Origin of the sequence: Sporomusa aerivorans (assembly GCF_041428895.1) — a bacterium.
Taxonomy (GTDB): domain Bacteria; phylum Bacillota; class Negativicutes; order Sporomusales; family Sporomusaceae; genus Sporomusa; species Sporomusa aerivorans.
Genome location: NZ_CP156926.1, coordinates 3661481 through 3682259 on the forward strand (window position 1 = coordinate 3661481; position 20779 = coordinate 3682259).

General features: G+C 46.5%; 13 protein-coding genes and 2 pseudogenes. 3 read left to right on the forward strand and 12 right to left on the reverse strand.

Annotated elements, in window-relative coordinates:
- Nucleotides 1-89 precede the first annotated feature (89 nt).
- The 3 genes from SATMO3_RS17540 to SATMO3_RS17550 all read right to left on the reverse strand — a co-directional run bounded on the left by SATMO3_RS17540 (nucleotide 90) and on the right by SATMO3_RS17550 (nucleotide 3196).
- A complete protein-coding gene (locus tag SATMO3_RS17540; protein ID WP_371381738.1) occupies nucleotides 90-473 on the reverse strand; it encodes a TonB-dependent receptor domain-containing protein in 384 nt (127 codons plus the stop codon).
- A gap of 195 nt (nucleotides 474-668) precedes the next feature.
- Nucleotides 669-1655, reverse strand: coding sequence for a YbhN family protein (locus SATMO3_RS17545; protein WP_371381739.1), 987 nt, complete (start codon nucleotides 1653-1655; stop codon nucleotides 669-671).
- Nucleotides 1656-2761: 1106 nt separating this feature from the next.
- On the reverse strand, nucleotides 2762-3196 hold the full coding sequence (locus tag SATMO3_RS17550; protein WP_371371040.1) for a hypothetical protein: 435 nt from the start codon (nucleotides 3194-3196) through the stop codon (nucleotides 2762-2764).
- A gap of 262 nt (nucleotides 3197-3458) precedes the next feature.
- Between SATMO3_RS17550 and SATMO3_RS17555 the strand changes: the two genes are divergently transcribed.
- Nucleotides 3459-5210, forward strand: a complete 1752-nt coding sequence (locus SATMO3_RS17555; protein WP_371371041.1) for an ABC transporter ATP-binding protein — start codon at nucleotides 3459-3461, stop codon at nucleotides 5208-5210.
- Nucleotides 5203-7134: an ABC transporter ATP-binding protein gene (locus tag SATMO3_RS17560; protein ID WP_371371042.1), complete on the forward strand. Its 1932-nt coding sequence runs from the start codon at nucleotides 5203-5205 to the stop codon at nucleotides 7132-7134. Before SATMO3_RS17555 ends, SATMO3_RS17560 begins: the two co-directional genes overlap by 8 nt.
- 492 nt (nucleotides 7135-7626) lie before the next feature.
- Here the strand turns inward: SATMO3_RS17560 and SATMO3_RS17565 are convergent.
- Nucleotides 7627-8397 (reverse strand): annotated as a pseudogene (locus SATMO3_RS17565) (transposase).
- Entirely contained in the window at nucleotides 8384-8503 is a 120-nt protein-coding gene (locus SATMO3_RS17570; protein WP_371371043.1) for a transposase, read from the reverse strand. The pseudogene SATMO3_RS17565 and the gene SATMO3_RS17570 overlap by 14 nt, the downstream one beginning before the upstream one ends.
- Before the next feature lie 462 nt (nucleotides 8504-8965).
- On the opposite strand from SATMO3_RS17570, the pseudogene SATMO3_RS17575 reads away from it, so the two are divergent.
- Nucleotides 8966-9202: pseudogene (locus SATMO3_RS17575) on the forward strand (transposase); the annotation flags it as partial.
- Between the two features lie 744 nt (nucleotides 9203-9946).
- Here the strand turns inward: SATMO3_RS17575 and SATMO3_RS17580 are convergent.
- From SATMO3_RS17580 to SATMO3_RS17610, 7 genes are all read right to left on the reverse strand, one after another.
- The gene (locus SATMO3_RS17580; protein ID WP_371371044.1) at nucleotides 9947-12076 is read right to left on the reverse strand and encodes a PKD domain-containing protein; all 2130 of its coding nucleotides are present in this window, start codon (nucleotides 12074-12076) and stop codon (nucleotides 9947-9949) included.
- A gap of 161 nt (nucleotides 12077-12237) precedes the next feature.
- The gene (locus tag SATMO3_RS17585; protein WP_371371045.1) at nucleotides 12238-12999 is read right to left on the reverse strand and encodes an SDR family NAD(P)-dependent oxidoreductase; all 762 of its coding nucleotides are present in this window, start codon (nucleotides 12997-12999) and stop codon (nucleotides 12238-12240) included.
- A 128-nt stretch (nucleotides 13000-13127) separates the two neighbouring features.
- Complete coding sequence (locus tag SATMO3_RS17590) at nucleotides 13128-16286, reverse strand: efflux RND transporter permease subunit (protein ID WP_371371046.1); 3159 nt, start codon at nucleotides 16284-16286, stop codon at nucleotides 13128-13130.
- 11 nt (nucleotides 16287-16297) lie between these two features.
- Entirely contained in the window at nucleotides 16298-17473 is a 1176-nt protein-coding gene (locus SATMO3_RS17595) for an efflux RND transporter periplasmic adaptor subunit (protein ID WP_371371047.1), read from the reverse strand.
- 245 nt (nucleotides 17474-17718) lie between these two features.
- A complete protein-coding gene (locus tag SATMO3_RS17600) occupies nucleotides 17719-18081 on the reverse strand; it encodes a hypothetical protein (RefSeq protein WP_371371048.1) in 363 nt (120 codons plus the stop codon).
- 432 nt (nucleotides 18082-18513) lie between these two features.
- Nucleotides 18514-19875, reverse strand: a complete 1362-nt coding sequence (locus SATMO3_RS17605) for a sensor histidine kinase (protein WP_371371049.1) — start codon at nucleotides 19873-19875, stop codon at nucleotides 18514-18516.
- Nucleotides 19872-20543, reverse strand: a complete 672-nt coding sequence (locus tag SATMO3_RS17610; RefSeq protein ID WP_371371050.1) for a response regulator transcription factor — start codon at nucleotides 20541-20543, stop codon at nucleotides 19872-19874. Before SATMO3_RS17610 ends, SATMO3_RS17605 begins: the two co-directional genes overlap by 4 nt.
- Nucleotides 20544-20779: the final 236 nt, after the last annotated feature.

Genomic DNA, 20779 nt, shown 5'->3' on the forward strand with positions numbered 1-20779 from the left:
TTAGCAACCACGCGTACCCGGTCCAGATTTTGGATTCTTTCAAAAGGTCCAGCAGGTTGCTGATTTTTATATAATACTCAATGCTTTGCTCACTTTAAAGTCGACGGCAGAATACGCCGGCAGGGTAACAGAAGAGTAATTATGCAACTGGGAGGATCAAGCTCGCCAGAACTGCCGGTGCCGTCGGAAAACTGAATGAACCGGCTGTCTATATAATTGAGCGACAAATTGGCGTTCAAACCATGTCCGCCTGCATAGTTCAGTCCAACAGAATACTTCCGCTCCGGCACCTCGTTGACCTGCCGGCCCAACTCGGGATTGACGTCCTGGGTGTAGGTAAATTGGAAAGATGCCTTAACCCGGTCACCCAGCGACTTACTGACCCCGGCCTCAAACCCCTTCATCGTCACCTCCGGCAGATTATAGGGTACGGGCTTAGACCCGTAGTTTGCACCCTGAATCATGTTCTCAATCTTCTTGTTACATCCACGTTCAGCCTGGCCGGAGCCGGGTAGGTCAGTCCCATTTCGCGGTTGAGCACTTCTTCCGGCTTGACCAGCGAATACTTCGTTGTCGTCCCCCCTTTGGTGACTGAACTGCCTGCGCTTTCCTCAGGCTGAGGATAGCGGTAACTCTTCCCAATCGAGCCATGCAGCTCCGTGCTGCCGCTATCGAAGCGTTTTGGGGGCCATAAGAAGCTTACTCCCAAACATTTTAAATGTAAAATACATACCTGCACCAAAAGGTAAATATTCAGCAAGAATTCTCCAGACAACAGCTAAGAGGCCAACCGTACCAGCCGGTACAAAATTGCCAAATAGGTAAACAAAGCCACCTTCCGCAATGCCAGTCCCACCTGGGGTCGGAGCAAAATAAAGCAATAAATTTAAGATAATCATTCGGCTTATAATGATTGGCCAGTCTACTGCAATACCCAAGCCGAGAAAAAGCGCGGGAACGATTGCATACAAAGATAATAGGCTTAAGCCGGTGTCAATAAACACTCGTGCCATACCACGTGGCGAAGACAAAAGCAAACCGATTGAAGCTTGGATATCACGATACAGCCGCCATATACGACTACGCAGCGGCTTTGATGCCCGCTTTGCTATCCATAAAACGGCACGCGCCATCGTTCTGGTGCGCACGCCCCATGCACTGCCTACCATAATTCCCATCAACGCAACCACTACTATACCTACAAATTCCGGCTGCACCCAGGGTATTAGGATTTCATCCAAATAAAATACCACGGGGAGGCAGATGATTAAAAACAGAATAGATAAAATCGTCCGGACGAGAACTAATACTGTCGCTCGACCTGTCGGCATGCCCAGTTTGCGGAGGAAAAGAACCTGAGCGACCGGTCCGCCAGTCGCTCCCGGCGTTAACATGGCGAGAAAATAGTTGCTCAATATCACTTGCAATGACTGAAACAGGCTGATCTCCTTTCCTGCCATTTTTGCCAGAGTGATTAAACGAGTGCTGTCAAAATACATGCCTAAGCTTAAAAAAATAAAGGCCAGCATCATTGACCATGGGCGAAAAGCACTTAAATGGCCAAATATACTGATATCCCCAGTTAAATAGATAACCGCTCCCGATACACCGATTATGAAGAAAACCAGTAAGACTATTCGTTTATAATAGTTCATCGGTATTCCTTTCTCTTGTGCTTTGATTGTTTTTTTATCACGGCGCAATTCTGTAACTCATCCCGTCGTCTGCACCATCTGATTCCTCGGTGGCTAGGTCGGAACTGTTCTGTTTAATTGAAGCGGCTCCCCTCACAACGCGGCCTGGTTTTATAAACTTAATGAAAAGGAATACCCCAACAATACAGACAAAAACTACTAATGCAACCAACTTAATCTTCGGCACAGCCGGCCACGCCCGCTACTCCTTTCTTTTTACAAGAGTACCACTTCCTCGTTCTATCTGGCGAAGTGATTTTTTTCAGTCCTTTACATTTTGGGCACACTATTTTTTCTTCCATTTTTCCAGTTCCTCTACATTGACTACAAGTAATAAAGCCAAGCATTTTCCGTCCTTTACCAGAATAATCCGGGCAATCTCGTGTACTTGTACGAAACCGGATGCACAACAGTCTCTGCAATCTCGCGTTATCCCTTTGTCAATGATCTATCCCTTACCATTGCAATGTGTACAAACGCTTGATCGATTTTCTGAGTAACTTGTTTCCGTTTGAGCCAACTAAACAAGAACTTCATCTCTACTAGAATCCTATTAGGCTTCGAAAATTTTGACAACCCGGCGTTCCTTTTCCGTCAACTTCTTGCTATCACACCACGAAAAATTCCAGTAGCGCGCTCAATCTGTCGAATGGCTAATCCTTCTTTTTCTTTCAGCTGTTTTAGCATAACATCACGTTCTGGCTTGGACCATCCCGCTATTTCCCTCCGTTGATCGCAATATTCTGCGACGTACTTCATCTTGTTCTTCGTTATTGGTACTATTCCATTTTCATAAAGTAAGAGGACTACATCCATAATATCCTCTAATTAGCTATACTACTTCTACGAATTCATATTACTTATATCGATTTCACTAAAATCAAAAACTTGTTTTTACATTTAATCAACAGCCTCAAATGGATATTATTTATCTAATTGAGCCATATAAATCTGCATGACTCAATTACTGAATTGATATCGTTGGTACTCAGCCTTACGCCCCGCAATGATTTCCTGAACAGGCTTAGCTGAATTGTCCTGCAGAAGCTGGTATAATTCGTCCAATGTCAGATAATAGCAGTCTTGTACCTGCTCCAATATCCCTGCCGCCACCAGTTTTGGACTTCCCCCAAAATGGCTTGCTTACACTCCCCAATGGCACTAATCAGCAGGAATTTGTGATGTTCTCTGAGTCCACCTAAATTGCGATAGACTTTAATTAGTCGGGAAATCATCTGCGATTTTAAGCGTCCTTCTTCGGCCTGTAAAATATGTTGGGCTGCTGCTTCAGTCTCCTTTGCTCCCCGGTCAAACCGCTCGCGGTGTTCACCGGGCTTTAGACTTTGGATGTTGCTGAAAATAGCGGAGATCAAGCGGGTTTCGTACCAGCGAGGCGTGGTAATGTCAATTTCGTCAGAGCAGCGCATGGCTTGCTCGACGACTCGTTGGTCGTAGAAACTAGCTTTTACAGCTTCGACTTTTGTGCATAACCTCTCTTTCAAGGTACTTTTTTACAGTATTTCCAGAAACACCCTTCTTCAGTTTATTGTTAAACTATTAACTTATATAGAAAAATCCTACCGCCACATTGTTCGCCGCTATACTTTCGCCAGTGCGGCCAGAATGGTTTGTATAACAACCTGCTAAATATGCAACATTATTGATGAAGCGGAACTGAAAAAAAAGAATAGGGTTGGAGCTTTGAGCCCTACTCCACGTTATTTGAAGTTTCTTCTTACGATAGTAAATTGATTGAGGAGAGTTATGATTAGAAAACTTTTATCCAGTGTTCGGGAATATAAAAGAAATACAATTTTAGCACCGGTCTATGTAACTTTTGAGTCCATTCTTGAAATTGCCATTCCAACCTTAATGGCGCTTCTAATCGATAATGGTATCAATCAGAAAGATATGTCCTATGTCTTGTGGATAGGACTTGCGCTGACCGTTTTCGCGTTGCTCTCTCTGCTGACCGGTATTCTAGCGGGTCGAAGTGCGGCAATCGCCGCTTCCGGATTTGCTAAGAATCTGCGCCATGATATGTTCTATAATGTACAGAAATTTTCATTTTCCAATATCGACAAATTTTCAACGGCAAGCATTATTACAAGATTGACTACCGACATTACAAACGTACAGAACGCATTTCAGATGCTGATACGGCTCGGTGTGCGCGCGCCAATGGTAATTGTGTTTTCCCTGATTTTCTCGTTCCGAATCAATGCCTATTTATCTCTGACTTTTCTTGCGGTAATTCCGATCCTTGGCCTTGGCCTGTGGCTGATTATGTCACACGTACATCCCATTTTTGTGCGCGTATTCAATACCTACGACAAACTAAACAATGTTGTTCAGGAAAATTTACACGGCATCCGGGTCGTCAAATCCTATATTCGCCAGGATTTCGAAGAAAAGAAGTTTGAAGGAATTTCACTGTCGATTTTTCAGGATTTTACCAAGGCGGAGAAACGGTTAGCATTTAACATGCCGCTGATGCAATTCTGCCTTTATGCTAGTATGATTATGCTGTCATGGTTCGGTGCAAAAGCCATTGTCGCCAGCGGCAACAATACCGCGCTTGGGCTTACAACAGGCGAATTGACCAGTTTGATTACTTATGCCATGCAAATCCTGATGAGTCTGATGATGCTCTCCATGATATTCGTCATGATTATTATCTCTCACACGTCAGCAGAGCGCATTGTGAAAATTTTAGATGAGAAAAGCGACCTGAAAAGCGGAAATTATCCGGTATGTATTGTAAAAGATGGGGCGATCAGCTTTGAAAACGTCTCATTTTCTTATCCCGGGAACACCGATAAGCTTGTTCTAAATAGAATCAATCTGTCCATTGCAACAGGAGAAACGGTCGGGATTATTGGCGGAACCGGCTCCTCAAAGACAAGTCTTGTACAGCTAATCCCCCGTCTTTACGACGTTATAAACGGAAAAGTGACTGTCGGCGGTGTTGACGTACGGAACTACGATCTGGAATCCCTCCGCAATCAGGTCGCTATGGTGCTGCAAAAGAACGTACTCTTTTCTGGAACGATCAAGGAAAATCTTCGCTGGGGCAATGAAAATGCTACGGATGAGGAACTCATCCATGCCTGCCGTCTGGCTCAGGCCGACGGCTTTATCCGCGAGTTCCCGGAGCAATACGACACTTACATTGAGCAAGGTGGCGCCAATGTCTCCGGCGGACAGCGGCAGCGACTGTGTATTGCCCGGGCGCTGTTAAAAAAGCCCCAAATACTAATCCTCGACGATTCTACCAGTGCGGTGGACACCAAGACCGACAGCCTGATCCGTCAGGCATTCCGTCAGGACATCCCCAACATCACGAAAATCATCATCGCACAGCGCGTGTCTTCCATTAAAGATGCCGACAAAATCATTGTGCTGGACAATGGCCGGGTGAATGCGGTGGGTACTCACGAAGAGCTGCTGGAACGCAGCGCCATTTATCGTGAGGTTTATGAATCTCAAAGCTGGGGAGGCGTGCGCCATGAATAAAGAAGCAGTAAAAAACGGTCCGGCAATGACCGGAGAACCGCCCATACGCCGGTTCAAGCCGGGAACGATCAAAAGGCTGCTCGCTTACATGGCCGAATATAAAATCCAATTGTTTTTTGTGATCGTGTGCATTCTATTGAGCGCGGCTACCAGTGCAGCATCCTCGCTGTTTCTCAAAGCCCTGATCGATGATTATATTATCCCGCTGCAGGGACAGGAACATCCCGTGTATACTGAACTGCTTCGCGCCGTCTTACTGATCGGCTCCATCTATCTGATCGGAGTTCTCTCCACACTGTTTTACAACCGTTCCATGGTAATCATTGAACAGGGTACGCTGAAAAAAATTCGGGACACTATGTTTAAGCATATGCAGTCCTTACCAATTCGCTATTTTGATACCCATACCCACGGTGATGTGATGAGCCGCTACACCAATGATGCCGATACTCTTCGCCAGGCTATTTCCCAAAGCCTACCGCAGATGTTCTCCTCTCTGGTCACCGTAATAGCAGTATTGGTCTCCATGCTGTATCTCAGCGTGGGCCTGACGCTGTTCGTTGCCGCATTTACCTTTGCGCTATTAAAAGTTATTAAGGCGCTGGTGGAACGAAGTAGTACGTTCTTCATCAAACAACAGGCAGCCCTTGGCGACGTAAACGGTTACATTGAGGAAATCATTAATGGCCAGAAGGTCGTAAAGGTCTTTTGTCATGAGGAAAATGTCAAAAAGGAATTTGATCAAAAGAATGAGAAGCTTTGTTACAGCGCCACCGAAGCAAACAAATACGGAAACATTACCATGCCAGTAGTTGGCAACCTGGGTTACATGCTCTATGTGCTCCTTGCGATCATCGGAGGCGCGGCAGGCATTGCAGATCTCCCCAATCTGAGCCTTACCGGGGTCAATGTCCTGACAATCGGCACGATTGTGTCCTTCCTGACCTTATCTCGCAGTTTCATTAATCCGGTTGGCCAGATTTCCATGCAGTTTAATATGGTCATTATGGCCCTTGCCGGCGCGTCGAGGATTTTTGACCTGTTGGATGAGGAGTGCGAACACGATGATGGATATGTTACGCTCGTGAATATAAAAATAGAAAACGGCGAAAGCAAAGAGTACGCCGAACGGACAGATTCATGGGCATGGAGGCATCCGCACAGTGACGGAACAGTAACCTACACGCCGCTCCGTGGGGAAATCCGTTTTTATGATGTGGACTTTGGCTATGAAGAAAATAAAATCGTGCTGCATAATATTACGCTTTATGCGGAGCCAGGGCAAAAAGTAGCTTTTGTTGGAGCCACTGGCGCAGGAAAAACAACGATTACCAACCTGATCAATCGCTTTTATGATATTGCTGACGGGAAAATTCGGTATGACGGCATCAATATCAATAAAATCAAAAAAGCAGACCTCCGTCGCTCCCTCGGTATCGTCCTGCAGGATGTGAATCTGTTCACCGGAACGGTCATGGACAATATCCGCTACGGCAAGCTGGACGCAACCGATGAAGAGTGTATTGCGGCCGCAAAGCTCGCCAACGCAGACAGTTTTATTCGTATGCTGCCGCAAGGATATCAAACCGTGCTGGCGGGTAACGGAAACGGCCTCTCACAAGGACAGGGGCAGCTAATCTCAATCGCCCGTGCAGCTGTGGCAGATCCGCCTGTCATGATTCTGGATGAGGCCACGTCGTCTATTGATACCAGAACGGAATCCATTGTCCAAAAGGGGATGGATGCGCTGATGAAAGGCAGAACTGTATTCGTTATTGCTCACCGGCTTTCCACCGTGCAGAACGCCGACGTGATCATGGTGCTGGAACATGGGACCATTATTGAAAGAGGTAGCCACGATCAGCTAATCGCTCAAAAAGGTACATACTACCAGCTTTATACCGGTGCTTTTGAACTTGGATAGGATCTATTCGCCCAATCAAGTAGGAGGATCGTGGCTAACCGCCCTCCTCTCACCTATCGTACGTTCCTTTCACAATACAGTGGTTCGATAAAATTTACATGTAGTCCTTCATTCTGCTCAAGTTTGGCCCCCAACCTGGCTGTCATGAGGGCCGTAGGGACCCCGGCGACGCCTGGCGAGTCCCATTCTCACCTCCTGGGAGCGGAAAATCGCCAGTAAAAATCTTGACTCTGCCACGTATCTTGCATCATTTCCACAGTACTATGTCTTATCGTGCAGACATCACTTTAACAGAAATTCCTTTTGATAACAACAACGTTACGTGAGTATATCGCCAGTCGTGAAATTTAATACCTTCAGGAGCACCAATCTAATGGCCTAAACTAGCGAGATGTACAATGCTTGTATTAAAAATCCCACCAATCTCGCCAGTTATAATCAAGCTAAGCTTAGATCACTGAAGCTCGATTCGATATCCGTGATATTATATTCTTATACAATTACAATATGTCGTAAGCGCATAACAAGAAAGTATCTAGACAAAAACAAAGCTGGCTTCTCATTTGCCGGTTTTGTTCGAAGACTACTTCTTCTGAATGTCTGGATTCCATGGAAGGTAGTCATCCAGAATCGGGGTACTGCCGAAGTGGCACGCCTGGTAAATCTCCCAAAATATACTCTAAATAACGGGTGCGGGTTTAATCCATTGGCTTTAGCCGTCTCGATCAAACTGTAGATTACAGCCGCTGAGCAACCAGTTTTTTCTTCCAATCGCAAATAGTCGAATACTGTTTTTGCCAGATTGCTTGAAATCGAACAGTTCCTATCTTTCGGGTAATTCATCAGACCCACTTTGTGGATTCCTGCATATTGTACGGCTCCATTGGCTTTGCATTTGGGCGACAGGGTGTGTAGGGCAAAATCTGCCCACGACCAAAACGCCTCTAACGCAGGTAGTTGCTTTGCTAGACGCTCCTGATACCGTTCTTTTGCCGAGATTAGAGGCTAGAGCCTTTTCCATAGCAAATAGCTCGTTGCAAAATTGTATGCCTTGTGCAGCTACCGTTGCTTCCGGCCATTTCGCATCTTTCGGCAGCACATCAATAAACTTCTTCGCACGCGGGCCCAGCAGTAGCAGCGGACTATCTTCTCGACCTTGTCATAGCCTCGATACACATCGGTATGTAAATATCCTTGAAATCCTTTCAGGAATTTCTTCGGATAACTGCCTCCGCGCCTCGGTTGATATTCAAAAAGCCGAATGGGATGGGTCCTTCGACATGGTAGCCCGGCTCAAGGTAACGCCAAGCATCTGCCATTCTGCTTCCTGGCGATAGAAGGGAATAGCATTCACGAACTTCTGGTGCATGATCTAAACAAGTGGTGAGGTGATGCTAACGAGTGCAAAATCACCGGATCAGGCAACTCTGCTTTATTCATATAGGGTCGGTCGTTTTTTCGGCAGTTCCGGTATTCTAAGGTTTCACGATAATAGCCGATAACTCGAACCTGATCCGGAATAAATTCCAGTTCGGAACGGACAAATTCTTCACAGACAGCTACTGGTCCGCGCCGCAGGTTTCGCAGGAGCGTTCAGCGTCAACCAGGTGGTAGACATTTTTCACATGGGTAATGAGTTCTGGCGATGCGCATTACGAAGTTCTAAAGTGGCCAAGCCTATGCGAAAGTGAGGGGTACAGGCGATCTAGCAATAGCCGGAGCAGTCGGATCTGTTTTAAGCAGAGACTCGGGCAATGTGACCGGCACAATGCTTGGCTCATTGCTCTCGCTCATCGGTAAGAGTTCAAGCTGCCATACACACATGGCGGCGCTTGGCCTATTAGGCAGCCACTCTCGCAAAGGAAACTGCCTTGATAACGCCTGCATAGAGTCATTCTTTTCGCATCTCAAAACAGAGATGTTATATATAAATAAATATATGACCCTTGAAGAGTTATATCAAGCAATTGATGATTACATTGAGTTTTATAACCATGAGCGTTTTCAAAAAAGGTTAAACTATTTTTCCCCAGTTCAATACAAGGAGGCTATGTCAGTATCTACTTGACAGGGCTGAGACCACGATGGCCATGCTTTTGCCCCCTTGCTTTTATTGTATAGCCTTGTTCGACTATTGGCAAAAGCACAATCTATTTTACACTACCGTTAAATCGGGTAAAGCAACATTTAATATCGTCTGATTTAGAAGCGATAAAACGCTCCTAGAATTAAAATGAAAAGTAGTATACCTGTCTTCACCTGTTGATTAGGTTGACTCATGTCAGTTTCACAGTCCCTCCACACTTTAATCAATGATTCTTAAGTATAGATGTCATTTTTATATCCTTCCCAAAACGGATTAGCATGAATCCGAAACTTAACTGTATAATTTTTCCGAGCAGCTTGCATGGCCTTTTTCAGTAATTAGTGCAGGATAACCAAATCCCGGACCGGAAATCATGGAGGAGAATAAAAAGCATATTGCCAAAACCTGCTTATTCTTATGACGCGATGATTCCAAACAAATTAATGGTGCAATGATAGCGGTAGATGGCGGTATGGTTTGTTGCTAAACTTATCATGGAATTCTTCTTCGTACAAAATAATTGTATGTAACTCCGGTTTTATATTAAAAGCTAAGACAAACTGATAACGGCAGTCAACAATATTAAAGCACTCTCACCATTACTGGTGAGAGTGCTTCTAATCATGCCACCGCCGCCTGTCTGATAGGATCGTAAGAAATCCAACTTGGTAAAATACTTTAGTTATTTTACCAAAATCAGGCCGGTTCGGCGACGCCTACTACACACTATTTAACAACCACGCGTACCCGGTCCAGGTTTTGGATTCTTGCAAAAGGTGTTTGGGTATCACCATCTCTTTGGGAAGCAACACGAAGTGTTACGAAATACGTCCCCGGTTTTGTATAGTTATGTGTTGCCTGGATGGTTACTATTCCGGAGCTGTCCGACTTTAATGCATCTAAATTTACTTTATCGGAGAAATTTCCCGAGCCGTCAAAATCCCATTCTGCGCTTACTATTTGCCCAGAGCCTTGAGGCACCTCTACAGTCGCAGCAAACGTAACGGCTTGGCCTGCCGGAATATCTGCACGTTTGCCCCCATTGGCGTTAAGCTCTACCACCGGCTGAATACCCTTACGCTCATTCGCAGTTGCTGGTACCACAACCTGTCCGTCCACCAGGTTGTAATTCGTCGTAGCGGGAGGTGCAATCCCTTTCTCCACCCAGGCACTCAGATCGCGCAAGGCCTGCTGCAACACTCCGAGATAACTGACAGCGTGGGTGGGATCGTCCTGTTGCGTCATGTCGTTATGTGTCGCATGATCAGTGTACCAAAGACGAAAATGCTCGTTTGTTTGATCGCCAAGGTTTTCCTGAACCCGGGCACGGTACCAATCGGCGTTCCAGGGAACGGCTTCACGATCCCAAAGGGAGGACAAGACAATCATCTTTCCTTTGAATTTGCCAGTGGGCAGAACACCTGCAGCTGATTTGGTAAAGTTCGGCGCTATCAGCATTGGCCGCTGCGGATAGATAGGATTCCCCGCCGCATCTCTAAATTGATCCCACGCCTTATACTCTTTGCCGGGAACCTGATGACGATGATAGGTTTGCGCGGCCAGAAAATTGGAGTTATCAACCTGTACTTCGTCACCCGGTTTGATCTTGACAAGCACTTGCGGGTTGACCGGGCCAAGAATTACGTTATCTCCAGCAATGGCTTTTAGCTGTAATGATTCACCCGCAGCTTCACCACTTTTGATTTGCAAATCGCCTCCCAAGAAACCAACATCGGGCAACCCATCTTCTAACTGGAAAGCTACAGGCATGTCTCCTGCGGTTCCACCTGCTCCTTTCCATGCCATATCTGCTGTACCTCGTTCATTTTCGGCCATAGGCTCTGTTATGCCCATTGCCACTGCCTGATCCATCGAAAGCGCTCTTTTTATTTTACTCACTTTCTGAATGCGTGCCTTTACAAAGGATTCCGGATGATCCGCGCCCAAATACCCCGGAACATTCCAGAAGTCCTGGGTAAAATAACTGTTGTCTGCCATAACCATGCCCTGATAAACGGCTATAAAACCGTGAATCCCCATCGTTTTGTACGCATACCAGGAACGGGGCGGAAATCCCATTCTGGTAACCTCCTCTAATGCCGCTTTTTCTTCCGCATTGAGTCCGGCATACATATCCCCGCTGCCACCAGGTTCCAGGGCATCGATAATCTGAGGGAACTTATCATTGAGTATCCGCATCGCGTTCATACGAACGGTAAACATGTTCGGAATGGCCATTGGTGAACCCACTACATAGGGAACGACTCCATCCCATACGCCTTCGGTACTTTCCATCCCCCCAATGGTCCGGTAAGCGCCACCACTGCCGCCAAATGCATAGCCAAAGGGACGTTTCCCGCCAAATATTTTCATCGCGACTATCCTTGAATACTGCGCAGAGGCTGCATTGGCCCGGTAAGCGCCAATTGTGGCATCGCTGGAGCCAGAATTTCCGCCGCCGTTAGTTTCTATAAAGTAGGCTCCACTGGCGAGTGAAAAACTGATTTTATCCTCTTCTCCTGTAGCCCCCCCTTGCGCTAAATTTTCATTATCAGGTGCGGGGGTGATGTATTGATAAAACCGTCCCTGATAATGCTCCTTCTCAGGAAAATAAAACGAAAAACGAGTATCAGTATCTTTGAAACCACCGTGTACATAACGGTGCCTTACCGGGGAATCCCGCCATTCATCCACATCAATATACGGTTGGGCAAATAGCGGGTCTTTGTTGAGTTCTTCCCAAGTGAAGCTATCCGCTTTGGAGATGTATTTCCCACATCCTCCCAGAACCATACCACTGATAATCAGTACCAACACCAATAAAGTAAGTCGCCTTGTTTTATAAATTTCCATCATTAGGATCTCCTTGTTTACCTTTTTCTTTAAGTCTGCGTCACTCACCCTATTAGATTACGCAAACAGACTAAATAGCTGGCTCTCTGATTTCATGCAATAGCGGCGAAATACCACCCAATGAACTATGCATTCTTTAGCTGGTTTGCTACCCGGTATTCTTGTTAAGCAAGAATCTGTATGCCACCACAGATGCCGATCATCTGCCCATTCATATAATGGGAGCCCTCACTGGCCATAAAAGCGACTATAGGGCTGCAATCTTTATAGGCGTCTCCGAAGTAACCCACCGGGCTTACCTTAACGACCTGCTCTGCAGCCGCCTGTCCCTGGGGGCTAGTATTAAAGGCATCCGCCTTGATTACTGGCAAAAAGCAATTGGTAGTGATACCGAATTGTCCCCATTCTTTGGCGGCAAAACGGGTCAGTGACATTATTGCGCCCTTAGCCATAGCATAACCGGCAAAACCTGGCGTACCTGAAACCGCGGAACCGGAGGCACAAGTGATAATACGCCCATAATGCTGCTCCTTCATATAGGGAAAGCATTTTTGCATTAAAAGCATCGTATAGAGGGGGCCTGTAATATAGCTTTCGAGAACCAGTTCAGGCTTGGCATCTAGGAGATTTGTTTGATGATCAAGTCCCCCCTGGGCAATACAGGCCAAAATCTCCAGCTTGCCAAATTCCGCGATGGTCTTTTCCACCACCTTTTCCAGGTCTTCCTCCTTCGCGATATCGCAGGCCATTGGTACGATTTTGCCAGCCATGCCGACTGCTTCCTTAGCCAGCTTCTCTAACCTATCCAGCCGCCTGGCGCAAGCTAATACATTGGCCCCCTCCTCAGCAAAGCGCAACGCGCAACCATAACCCACGCCCGAACTGGCTCCGACCACTAGCGCTGTTCTACCTTCCAGAATACCCATAAAACATACCACCTTTCTTTTTAATCTTATTGAAAGCAATTTTCATCATATATTTGTTCCCAATTACAGAAAGCAATATCCATATATTGGCTGGATATGAGATGGTCCATCTTTGTCAAATTATTTTGTTATGCGTTTGAAATCGGATCGGTTCGGTGAGTTCCCTTATTGCGCAACATGGTAAACTTCTCTGTTACCTTTTCAACGACCACAAAGAAAACGGGTACCAGAAATATTCCCATGGCAGTTGCTATCAACATGCCGCCTACAACCGCTGTTCCCATTGCATTCCGGGCACCTGCCCCGGCGCCGCTGGCCAGCATCAGCGGCACGCAGCCGATAATAAATGCCAGGGAGGTCATGATAATCGGCCGCAAACGAATCTTGGCCGCTTCAATGGCCGCCTGGACCGGTTCCATGCCTTTGTCCACCCTGACTTTGGCGAACTCAACAATAAGGATGGCGTTTTTCGCCGCCAGGCCGATTAACATGACCAGACCGATTTGCATATAGACGCTGTTCTCCAGATTACGCACATACTGAAACAGAAAAGCACCAAACAGTCCCAGCGGAACGCTAAGCAATACCGCGAACGGCACGCTCCAGCTTTCATATAATGCGGCCAGACACAAAAATACAAACAAGATGGCCAACCCAAAAATAAGCGGCGCTCGGTTACCTGATTCCTTCTCCTCCCGGCTTTGGCCGGACCATTCATAACCGTAGCCACTGGGCAGTACTTGCGCTGCCACTTCCTCCAGCGCTGCTATGGCCTGGCCTGAGCTGTAGCCTGACGCCGGGCTGCCACTCAATTGGACGGCCTGGAGGCCATTAAACCGGGTAATGGTGGAAGGAGCGCTTATTTTTTTGGGCTTTATCAGCGTATTCAGAGGCACCATAGTGTTATTGGAGTTTTTTACATATAGATGTCTCATCGCGTCGACATCACTGCGAAATGGCGTTTCCGCCTGAACAACTACCTTGTAGTTGCGGCCAAATTTATTAAAATCATTGACCTCTGTACCACCGAGAAACACTTGTAAAGCCGTAAACACATCATTGGCCGACACGCCCATTTTTTCGGCCTTTTGCCGATCGACTTCAAATTCATAGCCTGGAGTGTTCGACTTGAAATTAGAGGTAATTGACCCGATTTCCGGACGCTTTTGGGCCGCGGCAATGAACTTTTGCGAGATGTCATCCATCTTCTCCAGAGAGTCGCCGCCGCGGTTCTGCAGCATCATGGTAAATCCGCCTACCATACCCAATCCAGGCAGTGCCGGAGGGTTGAAGGCCACAAGCGTTCCTTCCGGCATCTTTGAGCCAAGAGCAAACGTCTGCCCTACTCTCGCATTGATCTGCAGGTCCGTCCGGTTACGTTCCGACCAAGGGGTCAGACTGATAAATATCGATCCTGCATTTGACTTGGCGCCGCCCCCCACAAAATCCATTCCTGTTATTGCCAAAACATCAGCAATCCCTGGTTGGGTTTTTAACGTTTCTGAAAAGTTCTGTATTGTCTTGCTGGTACGATTCAGACTGGCCGCGTCAGGCAGGGAAATCGTAGCCATATAATAGCCCTGATCTTCCTGAGGCACAAAAGAAGAAGGCAGGCGATAATACAATCCGCCCAGCAAAATCACGACAACAGCCAGCAGCGTCAGGCACAAACGGGATCTGCCGATAATTCTTTTTAACTGGCTGCCATATCCTTCGGTTTGGTGTTCGAACCAGGCGTTGAACGAGGCAAAAAAACGGCCGAGAGCCCCGTTATGCGTATTAGGATTATGCGGTTTCAGGATTAGTGTGCATAGCGCCGGCGTCAAGGACAGAGCCACCACCGCCGACAAAGCCATGGAGACGGCGATTGTCAGGGCGAATTGCTTATACAGCACCCCCATCATGCCACCAAAGAAGGCAACCGGAATAAATACGGCAGCCAAAACAAAAGCAATAGCCACAACCGGTCCCGAAACTTCGCTCATCGCCCGCCGCGTCGCTTCCTGCGGCGTAAGCCCTGAGTACCGCATATGGTGTTCAACTGCCTCAATAACAACAATCGCGTCATCGACAACCAGGCCTATAGCCAGTACCATGGCGAACAACGTCAAGGTATTGATGGTAAAGCCCAGGACGACAAAGGCCCCAAACGTACCGATCAGTGATATCGGTATGGCCATTACGGGAATTAGCGTAGCCCGCCAGCTCTGTAAGAATATAAACACGACAATCACTACCAGCAGCAAAGCCTCGGCAAAGGTTTTCACCACCTCAGTCATCGACTCGCGGACAAATTTGGTCGTGTCGACGACAATTTGATAATGCATACCTTCCGGAAAGCTTTTTGACGCCTCTTCGATAACCTTTTTGACGTTACTTATCGTCTCCAAGGCATTGGCGTCACTGGTCAATTTTACAGATAGCATGGCGGCAGGATGGCCGTTGGCCAAACTTTCATAGGTATAACTTCTACTACCGAATTCCAGCCTGGCCACATCTTTTAACAGAATGGAAGAGCCGTCTGATTTGGCCGTGATGATAATGTCTTCAAAATCCTTTACGTCTGTAAGACGGCCTTTGACCCTGGCTGTGTACTGGAATTCCTGCTCGGCGGCGACAGGCATCTTGCCGAGAGCGCCGGCCGGCGCTTGCACATTTTGTTTTTCAATCGCCGAGATTACATCGCTTGCTGAAATCCCGAGCCGGGCCATTTTTTCCGGCTGCAGCCATACCCTCATACTGTAGTCCGAGCCAAACTCCGATACTTCGCCGACTCCTTTGACCCGTTTGATATCGTCCACCAAATAGATACTGCCATAGTTCTTTAAAAAATTCGGACTGTACGTACCGTTGTCCGCCCAAAGGCTGAAAACCAATGACATATCCATGGAGGACTTCCGGGTCGTGACACCGCTAGCCTGAACAGATCCGGGCAAGCCGGCGGTCGCCTCCGCTACCCGGTTTTGCGTCTGAACAGCGGCATTATCAGCGTCTTTCCCGGATTCAAACTGGACATTGAGCGAATAAGTACCGGCATCCGAACTTGTGGAAGACATGGAAACCATTCCTGCCGCACCGTTGACCTGCTGTTCGATCACCTGGGCTACCGTCTGATTGACGACATCCGCGTTTGCTCCCCAGTAATTGGCACTCACCGATACCGTTGGCGGGGAAATCTGGGGATACTGGGCCACCGGCAGACTAAAGGCGGCGATGCCGCCGATTATGGTAATGATAATTGACAGTACGATCGCAAATACGGGGCGATTAATAAAGAAGTTGGCCATAGATAATCCCCCTAATTCTTAGCCGGAATCTGCAAATCTTCCGGTGTTAGCATAGTAACCTGCAGTGCTGTATCTTTTTTCACCTTATCAATGCCTTCAACAACGACGCAGTCGCCTGCCGTAAGCCCTTCGGCTACCACCCACATATTGCCTACCTTTTCGGCTACTTTGACTTTGCGGGTTTCCGCCCTGTTGTCCGCAGTTACGATGGTAACGAAAGTTTCATCCAGTAGTTCTTTTACAGCCCGTTGCGGAATCAGGATCGCGTCCTTACGAAATTCACCCGGGACTACTATTTTGGCGAACATGCCAGGGACCAGAAACTTCTGGGGATTACCGAAAAGAGCCTTTAAAGTTATGGTACCAGTGGTATCACCGACCCCTTTGTCTATCTGTTCAACCCCTCCAGTAAGGGTATACTCCGAGCCATCGCCAAGGACGAGTTTCAGATTCTCTTTGAATGTACCCGGCAACGTCCCATCCCCCATGCGGGCGAATTTAATATATTCGGTTTCACTCATACTAAATTGCACCCAGACGGGATCGACGGAAGACACGGTGGCTATTGTCGTCGTACCGGCCGCCACGAATTGTCCAATGCTGACATCATTAACATCAATCCGGCCATCCACCGGTGAGACGATCAGGGTATCTTGTTCATTCTCCATCGCCTGCTGCAAATTGGCCCGGTTCTCTTCCACAGTTGCCGCTTCCTCCTCAGCCTGGGACTCATAAGAATCCAGCTTTTCCTGGGCAACCGCCCCACTCGCCGCCAATTTTCTGTATCGCTCTACATCTCGTTGGGTGTTTCGTAGTGTTGCCTGCGATTTGGTTAATGTCGCCCGGGCGGAATTGATTGACGACAGATACTGTTTATTGTCGATCTTAAATAAAGGCTGCCCTTTGTAAACAGCATCACCGCCCTGGACCATTTTGGCCACAATATTGCCTGATACTTTGGACAGGATCTTGACCTCATCCTTGGCTGTCACTTTACCGACGAACTCATAGTTGATGGGTATATCCTGCTGTACAACCCGCATCGCCTTGACCTCTACCGCTCCGCCCTTCATATTGGGGCCAGAGGCAGTTTTGCCACCCGCTTCAAACCGCATAAATGCCCATCCCGCTAAGCCGATCAGTATGATAATGCCAACAATCATTTTTGAGGAAGACTTAATCATCAATTGCTACTCCTCCTGCCCTTAAACTCAATTTTGACGTACCTGTTTTAGCTTACCTACCATCCTAAGGCGACAGTTAAGATAAACCCGCGTCCCAGATCAATCCTTGGTATCATCCCCAAACAAAAAAGGAAGAGGGATCATTTCAGCCCGTCTCCCCTAGTCTAACCGATAACAATGAAGCCGCTCTCCTAACCCTCCCATAAAAGGTGATCAGATAATCATCTTTTTAATAAACTTGTTTTATGCTAATGCCCCGCCGAGGCGATTGCAATACCAATCAGTAACGCCCCAATCGCACGCACTTCGCGGTCATGACGTTCCTTTTCACGCCGTTGCCGCTCATGCCATTCTCTTTCGCTTTCATGATGACGCCGCCGCATTTCCCGTTCGTGGCGTTCATTTTCTTTACGCAATTGCTCATCATGCTGACGCTGACGTTCGCGTTCCCGGTCGCGGTTATGATCCCTATCACGATCCCGGGCTTCATACCGTTGTCCATCGCGTTGATCATGATCTATTGGTGATGCTTCGATTACAGATGCGCCAAAACCGATCTGCATGCTACCTATCATTGAATAAATAATAACTTTCTTTGCTAAGCTATTCATAATTTTGCCTCCTTCAATTTACTAATCCGTTGTCTGCAGGAATCTTTTCACCATCGGTTATACCTATAATTAGTAGTGCTTATTGTCTTTCAGGCGATACTCATCACATTTTTTCCATCCCTCCGCCAGATATCTTTCTCAAACCAAAACCAAACTTACTACTTACAAGGGAAGCTCAAATTTTCCATTATCATGGTTTCGTTAATTATAGCAAGTCAATATGGCATGAATGTGTCAAGTTCTCCCAATAAGCTTATGGGTTGCTATTTACAGTTTGATAGCCTTGGTGCTCCTGCATACACCTTTCCGCCCGTTCCTGTGACGACGCTCTACAACAATTAGCCTGTCCCCATTAATCGCTACTATCGTTTTGCACATAAAAAAAAGATGCAAGCCAACTTAGCAGCTTGCATCTTTTATTAATATAAGTCTCTACTTTGGCCAGGGTATGCAAATTTTAAAAGTAGTGCCTTTCCCTATTTTACTCTCTACCGAGATCGTTCCTCCCATAGCTTCCACTAAACCTCGGCTTATGGACAAGCCTAGACCACTGCCGCCGCGAGAGCGGTCACGGGATTTGTCCACGCGATAAAATCGTTCCCATATCAGCGGTAAATCTTCGCTGGCAATCCCTTCGCCTTGATCGGATACAGAAACCTGAAGCCATTTATTTTCTTCGGTCAATAGCAATCCAATACGGGAACCTGATGGGGCGTGCCGTATCGCATTACTCAGCAAGTTGTCCAAAACCTGCTCAAGTCGATCAGTATCACCCAGAACATAGCGCTTTTCAGTCTCAAGTCGCAGCAGTAGAGAAAGATTTTTTTCCTTTAACAGTAGTTCTATCTTATCGGCTTGATTTAGCAGTAGTGCTGCTAAATCAAGCCGTTCCTGTTTGATAAACATTTTTCCGGACTCCAACTGTTCAGTATCGGTAATGTCATGGACTAACCTGGACATCCGGTCTGTTTCCGCTAATATTCTCTCTAAGTACTGGGTTCGTTCTTGATCATTCACCGCAATACCGTCAATGAGTGCCTCTGCTGTGGCTTTTATACAACTTAACGGTGTTTTTAATTCGTGGGAAATATTAGAAAAAAAATCCCGTCTAGTTTGCTGGATATGAAGAATAGCGTCGGCCATGGCATTAAATGTTTTGCCAAGAGTTCCAATTTCATCTTTATCTGTGTAACGGGTGCGGCTTGTATAATCTCCTGCGGAGAATCGTTTTGCGGCAGCTGCAATATCGGCAATCGATCTGGTTAATTTTTGTGATAACAGCAGTGCTAATAAAAAGGCGATCACAAGTCCGACAATAAAGGGAAGAGCATAAGAACGGATTATTACCGCTAAGATGTCAGCGGTAACCTTGGAATAGGCTAGTAAGTGTCCAGGCTTATCCCCTATTATCACAGGCACCGAAATAATGACAGCATTGAACTTTTCTGCTGAAAAAAGGAACTGCTTGGAATAGTCCATTGAATTATTGATTATATAAGATTTCTCATTCAAATAAGCGGGCGGGCTTCCTTGGATAATCTGTTCATCGTTATCTTCCAGCCACAATACTAATCCAGCAGCCTGGTTTGCTAACTCCCACTCCCGCTCAGGTATATGACCAGTTTTCAAATCCTCGGAAAAAGAGGTAGCAATATTTTTAACCCTAATAGCTAAGTTCCCGCTATTACCTTGATATATGTAGTAGATAACGGAACCTGATAAGGTTAGTGCCATAAATATGATAATTGCTATATGGCTGAATAGCTGACGAAAGAGCAAAGAACGAGCTATCATGGTTTGTCCACCTCAAACTTGTAACCGGTTCCACGCACCGTTTTTATAAAATCACCGGCTACGCCAATTTTTTTGCGTATTCTTTTTATCGTAGAATCAACAACGCGTTCATCCCCTTCAAAGTCATAGCCCCATAAATTAACCATTAGATTCTCTCTGGTAAAAATAGTATGAGGGTGACGAACCAAGAAATATAAGAAGTCAAATTCTTTGGTAGATAGTTCAATCACTTTCTCATTAACAATAACTTTCTGTGTTCCTGGTTCTAGTAATAAGGGCGGAAACTGCAAAACATCACCTGACAATGCCAATTTTCCATTGCGGCGTAAAATAGCGTGCACTCTGGCAACTAATTCCCGCGGACTAAAAGGTTTAGAAATATAATCATCCGCTCCTAGTTTAAAACCATTGATTTTGTCGTTTTCTTCGCTTAATGCGGTTAGAAAAATAATGGGAACATTCCTCTGCACTGTCTTGGCAATTTCCCAGCCGGATAAGCCGGGCATCATTACATCCAAAATTAGTAAATCAGGCAAATGGGAGGTCTCTATATCCATGGCCGCGTGGCCGTCGGCTGCTGCGAAAACTTCAAACCCTTCGCGGCTAAGATACCAGGTAACGATATCCCGTATATCTTTCTCATCATCGGCAATCAGAATTTTTATCACCGGTAACATCCTTTCCCATTTTCAAAATAGACATATTTCTATTTAAAGATAACACAAGATTATGGCACAAATAAGGCGAATCTAGCTGCTAAGAGTTTTTAGGGAAAGTTTGACACATTCATGCCATATTGAATTGCTATAATGAGTTAGATCATAAAAACAGAGAGAGGGCAATGCCCGCCCTTTGTATGCACACATAGTCCCTGAAGTCTCAGTTACAAACTTAGAAAGGAGCA